The 14,469-nt window shown below is 63.5% G+C and carries 16 protein-coding genes; 9 read left to right on the top strand and 7 right to left on the bottom strand.

Annotation, left to right across the window (positions count from 1 at the left end):
* Nucleotides 1–24: 24 nt before the first annotated feature.
* Nucleotides 25–585 (top strand): TlpA family protein disulfide reductase, encoded by a 561-nt coding sequence (locus FQU74_RS15640; protein WP_146287405.1) that lies wholly within the window; start codon nt 25–27, stop codon nt 583–585.
* A gap of 3 nt (nt 586–588) precedes the next feature.
* On the opposite strand, the gene FQU74_RS15635 is transcribed toward FQU74_RS15640, so the two are convergent.
* Nucleotides 589–1,161: a DNA-3-methyladenine glycosylase I gene (locus FQU74_RS15635; RefSeq protein WP_146287404.1), complete on the bottom strand. Its 573-nt coding sequence runs from the start codon at nt 1,159–1,161 to the stop codon at nt 589–591.
* A gap of 94 nt (nt 1,162–1,255) precedes the next feature.
* Here FQU74_RS15635 and FQU74_RS15630 point away from each other — a divergent pair, with 94 nt between their 5' ends.
* The 4 genes from FQU74_RS15630 to yddG all read left to right on the top strand — a co-directional run bounded on the left by FQU74_RS15630 (nt 1,256) and on the right by yddG (nt 5,284).
* Complete coding sequence (locus FQU74_RS15630; RefSeq protein WP_146287403.1) at nt 1,256–2,092, top strand: EAL domain-containing protein; 837 nt, start codon at nt 1,256–1,258, stop codon at nt 2,090–2,092.
* 136 nt (nt 2,093–2,228) lie between these two features.
* Entirely contained in the window at nt 2,229–3,404 is a 1,176-nt protein-coding gene (locus tag FQU74_RS15625; RefSeq protein WP_146287402.1) for an acetyl-CoA C-acetyltransferase, read from the top strand.
* A 189-nt stretch (nt 3,405–3,593) separates the two neighbouring features.
* A complete protein-coding gene (phbB, locus tag FQU74_RS15620; protein ID WP_146287401.1) occupies nt 3,594–4,319 on the top strand; it encodes a beta-ketoacyl-ACP reductase in 726 nt (241 codons plus the stop codon).
* Nucleotides 4,320–4,417: 98 nt separating this feature from the next.
* Nucleotides 4,418–5,284, top strand: a complete 867-nt coding sequence (yddG, locus tag FQU74_RS15615; protein ID WP_146287400.1) for an aromatic amino acid exporter YddG — start codon at nt 4,418–4,420, stop codon at nt 5,282–5,284.
* Here the strand turns inward: yddG and FQU74_RS15610 are convergent.
* The 3 genes from FQU74_RS15610 to FQU74_RS15600 all read right to left on the bottom strand — a co-directional run bounded on the left by FQU74_RS15610 (nt 5,275) and on the right by FQU74_RS15600 (nt 6,515).
* Nucleotides 5,275–5,442 (bottom strand): YdcH family protein, encoded by a 168-nt coding sequence (locus FQU74_RS15610; protein ID WP_146287399.1) that lies wholly within the window; start codon nt 5,440–5,442, stop codon nt 5,275–5,277. The genes yddG and FQU74_RS15610 overlap by 10 nt on opposite strands.
* A 99-nt stretch (nt 5,443–5,541) precedes the next feature.
* A complete protein-coding gene (locus tag FQU74_RS15605) occupies nt 5,542–6,300 on the bottom strand; it encodes a tRNA1(Val) (adenine(37)-N6)-methyltransferase (protein ID WP_146287398.1) in 759 nt (252 codons plus the stop codon).
* The gene (locus tag FQU74_RS15600; RefSeq protein ID WP_146287397.1) at nt 6,300–6,515 is read right to left on the bottom strand and encodes a putative signal transducing protein; all 216 of its coding nucleotides are present in this window, start codon (nt 6,513–6,515) and stop codon (nt 6,300–6,302) included. The genes FQU74_RS15605 and FQU74_RS15600 overlap by 1 nt, the downstream gene beginning before the upstream one ends.
* A 56-nt stretch (nt 6,516–6,571) precedes the next feature.
* Here FQU74_RS15600 and FQU74_RS15595 point away from each other — a divergent pair, with 56 nt between their 5' ends.
* Nucleotides 6,572–7,573 (top strand): polyprenyl synthetase family protein, encoded by a 1,002-nt coding sequence (locus FQU74_RS15595; RefSeq protein WP_146287396.1) that lies wholly within the window; start codon nt 6,572–6,574, stop codon nt 7,571–7,573.
* Here FQU74_RS15595 and FQU74_RS15590 read toward each other — a convergent pair.
* From FQU74_RS15590 to FQU74_RS15580, 3 genes are all read right to left on the bottom strand, one after another.
* Complete coding sequence (locus FQU74_RS15590) at nt 7,549–8,457, bottom strand: 4-(cytidine 5'-diphospho)-2-C-methyl-D-erythritol kinase (RefSeq protein ID WP_373289044.1); 909 nt, start codon at nt 8,455–8,457, stop codon at nt 7,549–7,551. The genes FQU74_RS15595 and FQU74_RS15590 overlap by 25 nt on opposite strands.
* The gene (locus tag FQU74_RS15585) at nt 8,435–10,183 is read right to left on the bottom strand and encodes a tetratricopeptide repeat protein (protein ID WP_146287395.1); all 1,749 of its coding nucleotides are present in this window, start codon (nt 10,181–10,183) and stop codon (nt 8,435–8,437) included. The genes FQU74_RS15590 and FQU74_RS15585 overlap by 23 nt, the downstream gene beginning before the upstream one ends.
* Nucleotides 10,184–10,311: 128 nt before the next feature.
* Nucleotides 10,312–11,958 (bottom strand): electron transfer flavoprotein-ubiquinone oxidoreductase, encoded by a 1,647-nt coding sequence (locus tag FQU74_RS15580; RefSeq protein ID WP_146287394.1) that lies wholly within the window; start codon nt 11,956–11,958, stop codon nt 10,312–10,314.
* Nucleotides 11,959–12,246: 288 nt separating this feature from the next.
* Between FQU74_RS15580 and greA the strand changes: the two genes are divergently transcribed.
* Genes greA through FQU74_RS15565 form a run of 3 tightly spaced genes read left to right on the top strand, consistent with a single transcriptional unit; the run spans nt 12,247 to nt 14,335 of the window.
* Complete coding sequence (greA, locus tag FQU74_RS15575) at nt 12,247–12,717, top strand: transcription elongation factor GreA (protein ID WP_170246249.1); 471 nt, start codon at nt 12,247–12,249, stop codon at nt 12,715–12,717.
* Between the two features lie 19 nt (nt 12,718–12,736).
* A complete protein-coding gene (locus FQU74_RS15570) occupies nt 12,737–13,735 on the top strand; it encodes a hypothetical protein (RefSeq protein ID WP_146287392.1) in 999 nt (332 codons plus the stop codon).
* A 42-nt stretch (nt 13,736–13,777) separates the two neighbouring features.
* Nucleotides 13,778–14,335 (top strand): hypothetical protein, encoded by a 558-nt coding sequence (locus FQU74_RS15565; RefSeq protein ID WP_229704417.1) that lies wholly within the window; start codon nt 13,778–13,780, stop codon nt 14,333–14,335.
* Nucleotides 14,336–14,469 lie beyond the last annotated feature (134 nt).

Here is a 14,469-nt window from a genome sequence, read left to right as displayed (position 1 = left end):
CTTGGGCCTGCCTCTGGAGGGGATATGCTGACTTTTCGTGGTGCTGCTCTTTATACGGCTATGACCTGCGCCGCAATTCTCGGGGCAGGGGGGGCGCGGGCCGATGTGGCGGCGGCCGAGGCTGTGCGCGCGGGCGAAATGCAGAAGCTCAACTTTGCGGACCCCAAGGCGCTTCCCGAGTTCGAGTTGGTCGGCATGCAGGACGAGGTGCGCAGCCTGTCGGAGTTTCAGGGCAAGTGGACGCTTGTAAACTTCTGGGCAACATGGTGCGCGCCCTGCCGGCATGAGATGCCCTCGCTCGACGCGCTGCAAGGCGCGTTGGGGGGCGAGGATTTCACGGTCGTTACTGTTGCCACCGGTCGCAATGCCGTGCCCGCGATCACCGAATTCTTTGCCGAGGCCGGGGTGACCCGTCTGCCGGTGCTGCGCGACCCCAAGGCGCAGCTCGCGCGGCAGATGGGTGTGGCGGGCCTGCCGGTGACCGTGATCCTGAACCCCGAGGGGCAAGAGGTGGGGCGCCTGATCGGCGACGCCGACTGGAACAGCGCGGATGCGCAGGCCGTGATCGCGGCACTGATCCGCTAAGGCCTAGCCTGCCATGGTCGCAACCCGGCCATGGCAGGGGCAATCGATCATGTGGTCGTTCACCATGCCGGTTGCCTGCATGAAGGCATAGACGATGGTCGGGCCGCAGAACTTGAACCCCTCTGCCTTCAGCGCCTTGGACATGGCGCGTGATTCGGCGGTCTCGGTTGGCACCTCGGCCATGCTGCGCAGGTGGTTCTGGATCGGACGGTCCCCGACAAAGCGCCAGAGGAAGGGCGAGAATCCCTCGCGCTCTTCGATCCGCAACCAGGCGCGGGCGCCTGCAATCGTGCCCTCGATCTTGCCACGATGGCGCACGATGCCGGGATCGGCCAGCAAGCGCTGTACCTCGTCCTCGCCCCATCCGGCGATGACCTCGGGCTGGAAGCCGGCAAAGGCCGCGCGAAATGCCTCGCGCTTGCGCAGGATGGTGATCCAGGCGAGCCCGGCCTGAAACCCGTCGAGGATCAGCTTTTCAAACAAGGCGCGCGGGTCACGTTCCGGCACCCCCCACTCGGTATCGTGATAGTCGACATACAGCGGATCGGTGCCGCACCACGTGCATCGGGTCTGCATCGTCTTTCCTAAAATTGGAACTAAATGCGAACATTCATGTGTTCTTTACCCCGCTGCGGCCAGCCTGTCGAGACGTCCGAAAAAGGGGGCAGACATGACCATCACACGCAGACGCATGCGACCTGACGCCGGGGGCGAGGGCAATCCGCTCGCCGTCCTTGTGTCCGAACAGGACCGTGAGACCATCTCGATGGTCGAGGACGCGCTGCGCGCACGCCGCGTTCGTCTTGCCTTCCAGCCCGTTGTCATGGGCAGCAATCCCGAACGGGTGCTGTTCCATGAAGGCTTGATCCGGCTGATGGACGTCAGCGGCCGCACGATCCCCGCGCGCGATTTCATGGCGGCAGTCGAAGAGCGGGAACTGGGCCGACAGATTGACTGCGCGGCGCTGGAACTTGGACTCGAGACCCTCGCAAAGCATACTGACATACGGATTTCCGTGAACATGTCGGCCCGCTCGATCGGATATCCGCGCTGGATGAAGATCCTGAAGAAGGGGCTGCAGAGGTCACCAACAATTGGCGAGCGGCTGATTCTGGAAATCACCGAAAGCTCGGCCATGCTGGTCCCCGAGATTGTCAGCGCCTTTATGGATGATCTGCAGCGCGAGGGGATCGCCTTTGCGCTGGATGACTTTGGCGCCGGGTTTACCGCATTTCGTCATCTGAAGGATTTCTTCTTCGACATCATCAAGATCGACGGGCAGTTCATCCGCAATATCCATCGTGATCCCGACAATCAGGTTCTGACGCGCGCGCTGATTGCAATCGCACGCCAGTTCGAGATGTTTGCGGTGGCCGAGTCGGTCGAAACGCCCGAAGAGGCCGCCTTCCTGCGTTCAATCGGTATCGATTGCATGCAGGGTTACCTGTTCGGGGCGCCCACGGTGCAGCCCTCATTCATGGCGCCGCTGACACGCGCACGGGCTTAGGGGCAGTGCGGCGATCCGTATCGCGGGCGATGTGTCGCAAGCAATTTTCTTGCGTGACGCTGCGTTCCATCCTACGCCTTTCGTCAAGGCGGCGGAGGGAGGTCTCTGTCGCACCTGTCAAGAGAGAGGACCAGCCATGACCAATGTCGTTATCGTATCCGCCGCCCGCACGGCCGTCGGCAGTTTCAACGGCGCATTTGCCGCGACACCGGCCCATGAAATGGGCGCCGCAGTGATCGAAGCTGTCGTCGCGCGTGCGGGAGTCGACAAGGCCGAGGTGTCCGAGACGATCCTCGGTCAGGTGCTGACGGCGGGGCAGGGGCAGAACGCCGCCCGCCAGGCGCATATCCTTGCCGGTCTGCCCAAGGAAAGCTCGGCCTGGGGCATCAACCAGGTCTGTGGTTCGGGTCTGCGTGCGGTCGCACTTGGCGCGCAGCACGTGCAACTGGGTGATGCCGCCATCGTCATTGCGGGCGGCCAGGAAAACATGTCGCTCTCGCCCCACGTCGCCCACCTGCGCGCGGGCCACAAGATGGGCGATATGAAATTCATCGATTCGATGATCAAGGACGGTCTTTGGGACGCCTTCAACGGCTACCACATGGGCCAGACCGCCGAAAACGTCGCCAACCAGTGGCAGATCAGCCGTGATCAGCAGGACGAATTTGCGCTCGCCAGTCAGAACAAGGCCGAGGCCGCCCAGAAGGCCGGCAAGTTCAAGGATGAGATCGTCCCCTTCGTGATCAAGACGCGCAAGGGCGATATTGTCGTTGATGCCGACGAGTACATCCGTCATGGCGCCACGCTGGAGGGCATGCAGAAACTGAAGCCCGCATTCGTCAAGGATGGATCGGTGACCGCCGGAAACGCCTCGGGCCTGAACGATGGCGCAGCGGCCGTGATGCTGATGACCGAGGCCGAGGCCGCACGCCGCGGGCTGAAGCCGCTTGCACGCATCGCCTCGTACGCGACGGCTGGTCTCGACCCGGCGGTCATGGGTGTGGGCCCGATTTATGCGAGCCGCAAGGCGCTGGAGAAAGCCGGCTGGAAGGCGAGCGATCTGGACCTGATCGAGGCGAACGAAGCCTTCGCCGCGCAGGCCTGCGCCGTCAACAAGGACATGGGCTGGGATACCTCACGCGTGAACGTGAACGGGGGGGCCATCGCGATCGGCCACCCGATCGGTGCCTCGGGCTGCCGCATCTTGAACACGCTTCTGTTCGAGATGAACCGCTCTGGCGCGAAGAAGGGTCTGGCCACGCTCTGCATCGGCGGCGGCATGGGCGTCGCGATGTGCGTCGAAGGCGTCTGACCGGCAATCAACAGTTGTAAAACTGTGAGGGGCGCGCCACTCTGGTCGCGCCCCTTTTTCTTACTGTACTGGGGTACTGTATCAGCATTGCGCAACAATGCTGCGATTGCAAAAAAAATTTCGCAAGATTGTTGCGGTGATGTCATTCCTCCGATAGCAAGATTGCATCAAGACGTTTCAGGAGGAATCATGTCTAAAGTTGCTCTGGTCACAGGCGGTTCGCGCGGCATTGGTGCGGCAATTTCGGTTGCGCTGAAGAATGCGGGCTACAAGGTTGCCGCGAACTATGCCGGCAACGACGAAGCTGCCGCTGCCTTCACGAAAGAGACAGGCATTCCTACCTACAAATGGTCGGTCGCGGATTATGACGCCTGCGCGGCGGGGATCGCAAAAGTCGAGGCTGATCTGGGTCCGGTCTCGGTGCTGGTGAACAACGCCGGCATCACGCGGGATGCGATGTTCCACAAGATGACACCGCAGCAGTGGAAAGAAGTGATCGACACCAACCTGACCGGCGTCTTCAATATGACCCATCCGCTCTGGTCTGGAATGCGTGACCGCAAGTTTGGTCGCATCATCAACATCTCGTCGATCAACGGCCAAAAGGGACAGGCAGGTCAGGCCAACTATTCGGCGGCAAAGGCGGGCGATCTGGGCTTTACCAAGGCGCTGGCCCAAGAAGGCGCACGTGCGGGCATCACCGTCAACGCGATCTGCCCTGGCTATATCGCAACCGAGATGGTGAAGGCGATCGACGAAAAGGTTCTTGCCGAGCGCATCATCCCGCAGATCCCCGTCGGACGTCTTGGCGAGCCCGAGGAAATCGCGCGCTGCGTGGTCTTCCTTGCCTCGGACGACGCAGGTTTCGTGACGGGATCGACGATCAGCGCGAACGGCGGCCAGTTCTTCGTCTGATCCTTGGCGCCAGTTCAGCGAAAGGCCCGCAAACGCGGGCCTTTCTGCTTGCAGGGGGGCGCAGGCACCGGCAGGTTCAGGAGCGAAAGAGAGGCCCCATGACTCGCCGCCGCGCTACATTCACCGGTTTCACCGCCATCCTGCTTTGGGCGCTGCTTGCGCTGTTCACCATCGGGTCGGCGCCGGTTCCCCCGTTCCTTCTGAATGCGATCTGCTTTGCGATCGGCGGCGGAATCGGTCTGGTCTGGACCTTGGCGACCGGTCAAGCGGCGGCATTGGCCCGTGTTTCGCCCAAGGTCTACCTGTTCGGGACCGTGGGGCTTTTCGGCTATCACTTTCTCTACTTCACAGCCTTCCGCCTAGCGCCTGCGGCCGAGACCGGGCTGATCGCCTATCTCTGGCCGCTCTTCATCGTCTTGCTCTCGGGCTTGCTGCCGGGTGAACGCTTGCAGCGGGCCCATATTGTCGGTGCACTGATCGCCTTTGCTGGTGCTGCGGTCATCGTCCTGGGGCGCGAGGGGGGCGAGACGAACATTCTTGGCCTGATCCTCGCATTTGGGTGCGCGGTCACCTGGGCGGTCTATTCGGTCGCCTCGCGCTTTCTGGGGCAGGTGCCAACCGTAGCGGTCACGGTCTACTGCCTTGCGACCGCCGCGCTTTCCCTTCTCGCGCATCTGGCGCTTGAGGAAACCCGTTGGCCCGAAACGGCCCTAGGCTGGGCCGCAACCCTGTCGCTCGGCATCGGGCCTGTGGGCATTGCGTTCTTTACCTGGGACATCGGCATGAAAAAAGGCGACATCCAGATGCTGGGGGTCGCCTCTTATGCTGCACCGCTCCTTTCCACGCTGGCGCTTGTGGCTGCCGGGATCGCGCCCCCATCGCTGACACTGCTTGTCGCGGCGATCCTTGTCGCCGGAGGGGCTGCGCTGGCCGCACGGGCCAGCGCCAAACGAACTCAGGCGTGAGTAAGTCGGGTGATCTCTTCCTTGATTTTCAGCTTCTGTTTCTTCATGGCGGCAATCTCTTGATCGCTGGTGCCCGGCGCCCGCTGCGCCCGTTCTACCATTTCAGAGAGGTGTTCGTGCTTCTTCTTCAGCTCGGCGATATGCGAAGCGACAGTCATGCAAACCTCCTTTGATCCGTTCGGGTAAGAGGATTGCAGCACGGATTCGCGTGGCTGTCATCAAAATGTCACCGCTGCAGCGCGGCAAATGCGCAGCATTCAGCCGAACTGCGCGGAAAGGTCGCCACCGTCTCGCAGAATCCGGTTCGCCTCTGGCGTGTAATCCTCACGGTCGCCCGAATGTTCCGCGCCTTGATGGATGACAAAGGGGGCCAGAAGGCGGAATCGGGCGCGCCCACCCTTGCGCGCGCGGAGAATCACCCGCTTGGCCTCCCGTCCTTCGCGCGCCGATAGTGGCAGTACCGAGGCTGAGCCAAGCTTGCCCAGTCCGCCCAGAAGCGCCGGTAACGCATCGGCCCCGGTAATCATCGTAAGCCACCCGCCGGGACGTAGCCGACGCGCCGCGACAGCCATCCAATCGGCCAGTGGGACATCATCAACCTGCATCGCCGTGGCGCGCGCGGAGATGGGCGAGGGGGTTCCTCCGGCCGGATAGTAGGGCGGGTTGCAAATCACATGGTCGAAATCGCGGCGCAGCTCGGTCGGCATATGACGCAGGTCACCGGCGACAACGGTGAAGCTGATGCCGTTGCGTTCGCCATTCCGGCGGGCAAGTTCGGCATAGCCCGGTTGCAACTCCAGACCGGTCAGGCCCAGATCCTGCACCCGTGCACCAAGGCAAAGGGCAGCGGCCCCCGCACCGCAGCCCAGATCAAGGACCGACTCGCCCGGTTCAGCCGGGCAGGCCGCAGCCAGCAAAACCGGATCCGTCGCCGCACGATATCCGCGTGCGGGTTGCCACAGGCGCAGACGCCCGCAGAGGAACTTGTCATCGGTCAACTGGTCGTCGGCAAACATCAGCGCCCCGGATCTATTCCATTGTCGCGCAGCACCGCCGAGGCGATAAAACCGTCACGGTCTGCAACCATAAGCCGCTGCGGCAAGATTCCAAGGCAGCCGTCGAGGATGCTCATGTGGACGTCCAGCCGAAACACCGTTATACCCTCGCCCTCAAGAAGGGCCGTGGCAAAGGCGATGACCGTCGGGTCCGTGCTGCGCAGGATTTCCTTCATATGAAAACACATGTCGGCAATCGCAGCGATTGTCGAGACCGCAGGCTGGGGGGCACATGGGGTTGGATGAGGCAGCGCAAAAACCGCACGATCGGCTGAGCGCATGGCTGGCCGCCGATATGGAGGCGGTCAATCTGATGATCCGTGAGCGTATGGCCTCGGAACATGCGCCACGCATCCCGCAGGTGACGGCACATCTGGTCGAGGCCGGGGGCAAGCGGCTTCGGCCTCTGCTGACACTCGCGGCGGCACGACTTTGCGGCTATGACGGGCCCTATCACATCCATCTGGCGGCCACGGTCGAGTTCATCCACACCGCGACGCTGCTGCATGACGATGTGGTGGATGAAAGCCGCCAACGGCGGGGGCGTCCCACCGCGAACCTGCTGTGGGACAACAAGTCCTCGGTGCTGGTTGGTGACTATCTCTTTGCCCGCAGCTTTCAGTTGATGACCGAGACCCGCTCGCTGCGGGTGATGGAGATCCTGTCTAATGCTTCGGCCACGATTGCCGAAGGCGAGGTGCTGCAACTGACGGCGGCGCAGGATCTGGCGACGACGGAAGCCATTTACCTGCAGGTCGTGCGTGGAAAGACGGCCGCGCTTTTCTCGGCCGCGACCGAGGTCGGGGGCGTCATCGCCGGGGCCGAGGTGGCACAGGTTGAGGCGCTCTATACCTATGGCGATGCGCTTGGCATTGCGTTCCAGATTGCGGATGATCTGCTCGATTATGGTGGCTCAACCGCCGCAATCGGCAAGAACGTGGGCGACGACTTCCGCGAACGCAAGCTGACCTTGCCGGTGATCAAGGCCATTGCGCAGGCCAGCGCGGAGGAGCGGGCGTTCTGGGACCGCACCATCGCGCGCGGCCGGCAAGAGGATGGCGATCTGGATCAGGCGCTGGCGATCATGGCGCGACATGGCGCGATGGAGGCCGCACGGGCCGATGCGCTTGCATGGGCTGACCGTGCCCGTGCAGCCATCGCGCAACTGCCCGATCACCCAATCCGGGGCATGCTGTCAGATCTGGCCGCCTACGTCGTCGCCCGGATCAACTGAGCCATATCGGCGCGACCGGGGTAGACCATCCCGGCCGCAACCCACCAGTCCGGATGGTCGGCCCGAAGAGCCTCGGCCGCGTCAAGCGCGTAATCCTCTTTGGCAAAAAGCGCAAAGCAGGTCGCACCTGAGCCCGACATACGGGCAAACAACGCATTCGGCAGTCCGCTCAGGGCCGCGATGACCTGGCCGATTTGCGGTGCCAGTTGGCGTGCGGGCGCCTCCAGATCGTTTCGCTGATCTTTCAGCCATTCAGCCAGATCCGCAGCATTGCGCCACTGTGGCAGGGCGTCGGGCAGGGGGGCGTTATCCTTCTGCGCGAGCGCCCTGAACACGGCGGGCGTGGGCACTTCGATTCCGGGATTTGCCAGAACCACATGCACCTCTGGCAGCGGGGCCAGCCAGTCCAGCTGCTCGCCGATGCCGCGCATCCGGGCCGGATGTGAGGCAAGACAGACCGGCACATCCGCCCCAAGCGCCGCGATTTGCGCGCTGTCTTCAGCCGACATGGGCGCGATCGTCCCTGCCATCATCCGCAGGCGCAACACGGCGCGGATTGCCGCCGCAGCATCCGCCGAGCCGCCACCGATACCGCTGGCCGCGGGCAGGCGCTTTGTCAGATGCAGCGCCACACCCATGTCGCCAGCCGCCAGTCGCGCGGCGCGTAGCACAAGATTGTCCTCGCCCGCAGGCACATCGGCGGCGAAGGGGCCGTCGATCGTCAGGCCCAACGCCTCGGCACGCGTCGCCCGAAGACCATCGCCGATGCCCGCAAAGACCACCAGACTGTCCAGCAGGTGATAGCCATCATCCCGTTGCCCGGTGACGTGCAGCGCAAGATTGATCTTGGCGTGGGCGAATTCAGTTATCGTTTGCGGCAGCATTCACGGGGCTCAACGGCGGGGCGCCTTCCTCGGCCAGAACATTGTCCAGCCCGATTTCCAGCTTGCGGCGGATCCGGGCGGCAGCGTCTTCCTCGGGGTTGAAGGACAGTGCGCGGCGCCATTGGAAACGCGCCTCGAGCTTGCGGCCAACGGCCCAGTAGACATCCCCGAGGTGATCGGTCACTTCAGGTTCGACCGGTTCCATCAGCGAGGCGCGCTCCATCGGCTCCAGCGCTTCATCATAGCGACCAAGGCGGAAATAGGCCCAGGCGAGGCTGTCGACAATGGCGCCATTGTCGGGTGCGGCATCGACTGCGCGCTTGATCATGTCCAGCGCCTCGTCAAAATTCCGGCCCTGTTCCAGAAAGCTGTAGCCGAGAAAGTTGAGGACCTGCGGCTCATCCGGCTTCAAGGCCAGCGCTTGCCGCAGATCGGCCTCGGCCTCGGCGTGCTTGTCCAGCTTTTCATTGCAGATCCCGCGCAGGAAATAGAGCCCCCAGTCACCCGGCATGGGCGTCTTGATCAGGTCGATCGCCTGCGAATAGGCGCGCGCGGCCGCTTCGCATTTCTCTTCCTTGCGCAGCATGTCGCCGTAGGCCACATGCACCGAGCGCAACCCCGGATAGGTCTTGGACAGGGTCTGCATGACCTCAAGCGCGGCATCGGGCTTGCCTGCGGCCATGAGCGTATCGGCGCGCCCCACCTCGGCCAGGTAATGCTCGGGGGCATCCGGCGGCACTTGGGCGTAGACCTCGGCAGCGAGTTGTCCCTGACCACGATCAACGAGCATCGAGGCACTGGTCAGCAGCGCCTCGGCATGGCCTGGATTGATGTAGGTTGCGGCGCGCGCATAAAGGAGCGTGTAGTTCGGGTCCGCCTCACCGCGCAGCGCCGTCATCATCGAATAGAAGATCTCGGCAAACCCCTCTTGCGGGGTGCGCACCACAGTCCAGGACAGCGTCTCATCGTTCTGAAGCCGCGCTTTCATGGCTTCGACCGAAAGATCCTGGCCCGGGTTGAACACGTCCGTCAGAAGCGCCAGCGCATCTTCGTTACGCTCGAGCTGGCTCAGCACCTCGGCATGGGCGATAACCGCGCGGCGGAACTGGCGAAGCGGCTTTGCAGGCTCCGAGGCGAAGACGGCCTCAGCCCCTTCGAAATCGCCCACCACCGCCAGCGCGAGCGCCTTGTGATAGAGCCCCAACGCACCGCCGACCGATTGCTTGCTCAGCGCTTCGAACTGCGCGATGGCGTCCGTCATCTCGCCCTGACCGGCCAGGGCCCAGGCCTTTGCCAGCTCGTCAAATACCGGATTGACCTTCGCGCCCGCATCCTGCCGTTTGCGGATCGCCTCGAATTTGCCGTCCCTTGCGTCGCGCGCGGCAAGGGCAAGCGTGCCGAACTGGCTGTCGAACCCCATCTCGGCGGCGCGTTCCGTGGCCTGCGCCGCGCGGTCATAGTCGCCAAGGCTCATCGCCGACAGCAGCATCCCCTCGACGAGCGCGAAATTCTCGGGGTCATCGCGCAGGGCACGCTCGAACCAGTAGGCAGCATCGCGGAAGCTGCCATCCATCAGCGCGGTGCGGGCCGCCAGATAGGCGCCTGCATTCTCTTGCGCCGGGGGCTGTGGCGCGAGCGTGGTTTCCGGCTGCTCTGCCGTCTCGGCCCATCCGGGTCCTGCGATGATCGTCAGGGCCAGGGCGATTGGAGACAGGTTCAGGCGCATGCGGTCCTCCGGTTCAATGGGCACAACCTAGAGGCCGGGCCCCGGCAAGGCAATGCGGGGCATCCCGTCGGATGCCCCGCAGCGGCGCAAAGTCGCGCAGAAGTTATCGTGGGGATGCCCGTCTAGCCTCACATGTTCGGATAGTTCGGTCCGTCGCCGCCCTGCGGGGTTGTCCAGTTGATGTTCTGGCTGGGGTCCTTGATGTCGCAGGTCTTGCAGTGGACGCAGTTCTGGAAGTTGATCACAAAACGGGCGTCCTGGCCTTCGCCGACGACTTCATAGACGCCAGCGGGGCAATAGCGCTGCGCGGGCTCGTCATATTCGGGCAGGTTCACCCGGATCGGGACGGATGCATCCTTGAGCTTGAGGTGCGCGGGCTGGCTTTCCTCGTGGTTGGTAAAGCTGAAGGACACGTTGGTCAGCCGGTCGAACGACAGCTTTCCGTCGGGTTTGGGGTAGTCGATCTTCTTGAAGTCGCGGGCCTTCCCGGTCGCCTGCGCATCGGTCTTGCCATGCTTGAGCGTGCCGAAGACGGTCAGGCCGATCGTGTTCAGCCACATGTCGAGCCCGCCCCCCATCAGCGAGGCGACCAGGCCGAAGCGCGACCATAGCGGTTTGACGTTCCGGACCTTCTTCAGGTCTTTCCCGATTGCGCCCCCGCGCACCTCGGCTTCATAGGCGCTCAGCTCGTCGCCCTCACGCCCGGCCTTGATTGCGGCAAAGGCGGCCTCGGCTGCGGCCTTGCCCGAGAGCATCGCGTTGTGGTTGCCCTTGATGCGCGGCACATTGACCATGCCGACCGAGCAGCCCAGAAGCGCCACGCCGGGTGCCACCATCTTGGGCATCGACTGCCATCCCCCCTCAGAGATCGCCCGCGCGCCATAGGCCACGCGCTTGCCGCCCTTCAGAAGCTCGGCCACCATCGGGTGATGCTTGAAGCGCTGGAACTCCATATAGGGGTAGAGGTGCGGGTTCTCGTAATTCAGGTGAACCACGAAGCCGACATAAACCTGATTGTTCTCCAGATGGTAGATGAACGACCCGCCGCCTGCATTGCTGCCCAAAGGCCAGCCCATCGAGTGGGTTACCGTGCCCTCGCGGTGCTTGGCGGGGTCGATCTCCCAGATCTCTTTCATGCCGATGCCGAACTTCTGCGGGCAGTGGCCTTTCGAGAGGTCGTATTTCGCGATGACCTCTTTCGACAGGCTGCCGCGCACACCCTCGGCGAGGAAGACATATTTGCCGCGCAGCTCCATCCCCGGTTCATAGGCCGGGCCCGGCTCGCCGGTTTCTGCGTCGCGGCCGAATTCGCCTGCGACCACGCCCACCACGCGGTCCCCCTCGTAGACAAGCTCGGAGCAGGACATGCCGGGGAAAATCTCGACGCCCAGCCCCTCGGCCACACCGGCCAGCCAGCGGCAGACATTGGCCATCGAGACGATGTAATTGCCGTGGTTGTCCATGAAGGGCGGCATCGGCCAGTTCGGGATACGCACCTGACCGGCGGGGCCAAGGATATAGAAGTTGTCTTCTTTCACCTCGGTCTTGATCGGGGCATCCATGTCGCGCCACTTGGGCAGAAGCGCATCCAGCCCGCAGGTATCGAGCACCGCGCCTGACAGGATATGCGCGCCAACCTCGGACCCCTTCTCCAGAAGAACCACGCCCAGATCCGGATCAAGCTGCTTCAGCCGGATCGCCGCAGACAGACCCGCCGGCCCGCCGCCCACGATGACGACGTCATACTCCATGCTCTCGCGCTCGATAGCGGTCATCCCCGTTTCCTTCCTTCTGGCTGGCCCACCTTGGCGGGCTGTCCGCTTAACCCCGGCGATCTGTGCCGCAAGGGAAGCCTCGCGTCAATCATGACGCAACATCAAATCGCCGCGTTGCAGCGTGTCAGCAATAATCTTTCGGGGTCGATGCCGCGAATTGCGCGCAGGATGCCGCTTCCTGAACGCATGCCCCCTTGCATTTGCCGTGGCCATCGGGTCAGGTTCTGCCAGATACGACAGAGTCATGGCCCCACCGGGCCGTGGCTTTGCTTTTTTAGCGAGAGGCCGATGGAAAAGATTCCGATGACCCGGGCGGGATTCGACACGCTCGACGAAGAACTCAGGGCGCTGAAGACGGTTGAACGGCCGGCCGTGATCCGCGCGATTGCCGAGGCGCGCGAGCATGGCGACCTGTCCGAAAACGCCGAGTATCACGCCGCACGCGAAAAGCAGAGCTTCATCGAGGGCCGCATCAAGGAACTGGAAAGCATCCTGTCGCTGGCCGAGGTGATCGACCCGTCAAAACTATCGGGCTCGATCAAGTTCGGCGCCACCGTGACGCTGGTCGATGAGGATACCGAAGAAGAGCGCACCTATACCATTGTGGGCGAAGTCGAGGCGGATCTTGAGCGCGGACTTCTGAATATGAAGTCGCCGCTGGCAAGGGCCTTGATCGGCAAGGACGAAGGCGACAGTGTCGAGGTGAAGACCCCCGGCGGTCAGCGCAGCTACGAAGTGCTCAGCATCCGTTACTCGTAAAGTCCAGAAAGAACCCGACATGGCCGATCCGAAGGACAGGCTGACCACCGTGCAGGCTTCGGTCGAAAGACCGGCCCGGTTCAGCCGGATGGACATGATGGCGGCGGGGCTCAGCCTTGTCTGGCTGGTCGCGGTCGCCATTTACGTGCTGATGGCGCCGGGCGGTGCGGGCGGGCCGCTTGGCGTTGTGATGACCCTTCTGATGGTATTCCTGCCGATCGCGCTGATCTGGATCACGGTGACCACCCTGCGTTCAGTGCAGGACCTGCGGGCCGAGGCCTCGCGCCTGCAGGCGTCGGTGGAGTCGATGCGCGCCGCCTATGCCGAAGCGCAGGCGCAGCCCTCGGTCGAGCGCAAGCTGGAAGAAATCGAGCGCGCCACGCGGTCGGCCGAGACGGTGCTGGCGACCTTCACTTCGCGCCGTGATGTGACGCTTAGCCAACCGTCGGCCGATCGCAAGGCCGCGCTGATCACGCCAACACAGGCCGGGGCGGCGGACGATCAACCGGCGCTTGCCCTTGGCACTCCGGCCGAGGATCTGCGCCCGCCATTGTCGGTCAGCGACTTCATCCGCGCCCTGCAGTTCCCCGAAAGCCCCGAGGACCGCGAGGGCTTTCGCGCGCTGCGCCTTGCGCTGGAAGATCGCACCGTCGCTCGCCTGATCCGGGCCGCGCAGGATGTGCTGACGCTTCTGGCGCAAGAGGGCATTTATATGGATGACCTGAAGCCCGAGCGCGCGCGGCCGGAGTTGTGGCGCAACTTCGCCCAGGGCGAGCGCGGGCGTGGCGTTTCAGGACTTGGTGGCATCCGGGACCGGTCGTCGCTTGCGTTGACGGCCGGGCGCATGCGCGAGGACCCGGTCTTCCGTGATGCGGCACACCACTTTCTCAGGACGTTCGACAAGACCTTTGCCGAGTTTGAAAAGAACGCAACCGATAGTGAACTGGTCGATCTTGCCGATACCCGCACCGCGCGGGCCTTCATGCTGTTCGGGCGGGTTGCGGGCGTATTCGACTGATCTCGCTGCACCTCGCCTGCGCCCCGGTCCCGGAGAACGCCCTTGCGCCGCATCGCCCTGCTGATGACCCTTCTCGGTGCCTGCGCGTCTACCGCAGGGCTTGAAGATCCACCGGCAGATCTTGGGGATTTCGTGCTGGGGCACAACATCACGGTGACCGACAAGATGCAGATGGTCCCGATCTCGCGCGCGGCGACCGGGGCCGAATGGGAAGCGGCGATGGAAAAGGCCGTGGCCGACCGCTTTGGCCGCTATGACGGCAGCCGCGTCTACAACATCGGCATCGCGATTGACGGATATGCGCTGGCGCCCCCGGGCATTCCCGTCGTTGCTGCGCCAAAGTCAGTTCTGGTCATTACGGCCAACATCTGGGACGACGCGCGTCAGGCCAAGCTGAATACTGAGGGCAAACAACTGACTGTGTTTGAAAATCTCGATGGAGAAAACCTGATCGGCACCGGTTTGACGCGTACCCGGGAAGAGCAGATGGCGGCGCTGGCATACAATGCGGCAGGCGCGGTCGAATCCTGGTTGCTGGAGCATCCCGAGTGGTTTGCCGATCCCGGGGGGGCGGCGCCCTCGCCTGGAACCAGACCCTAAGGGAAACAATGAGCGCCACCAGAGCGACGGCGCAGCCCAGTGCGCCCCTTGTCGCCAAGTGAGGCTTGATTTTCCCAACTTTCGTGGCTAAGTCGCGCCCGGTGTAGAGATCGGGCGCACGTCTGCGCCCCCCA

Source organism: Gemmobacter aquaticus, from assembly GCF_007859075.1.
Taxonomy (GTDB): Bacteria; Pseudomonadota; Alphaproteobacteria; order Rhodobacterales; family Rhodobacteraceae; genus Gemmobacter; species Gemmobacter aquaticus.
Note: the sequence above shows the minus strand (reverse complement) of the source record. Positions and strands in the feature narration are given on the sequence as shown.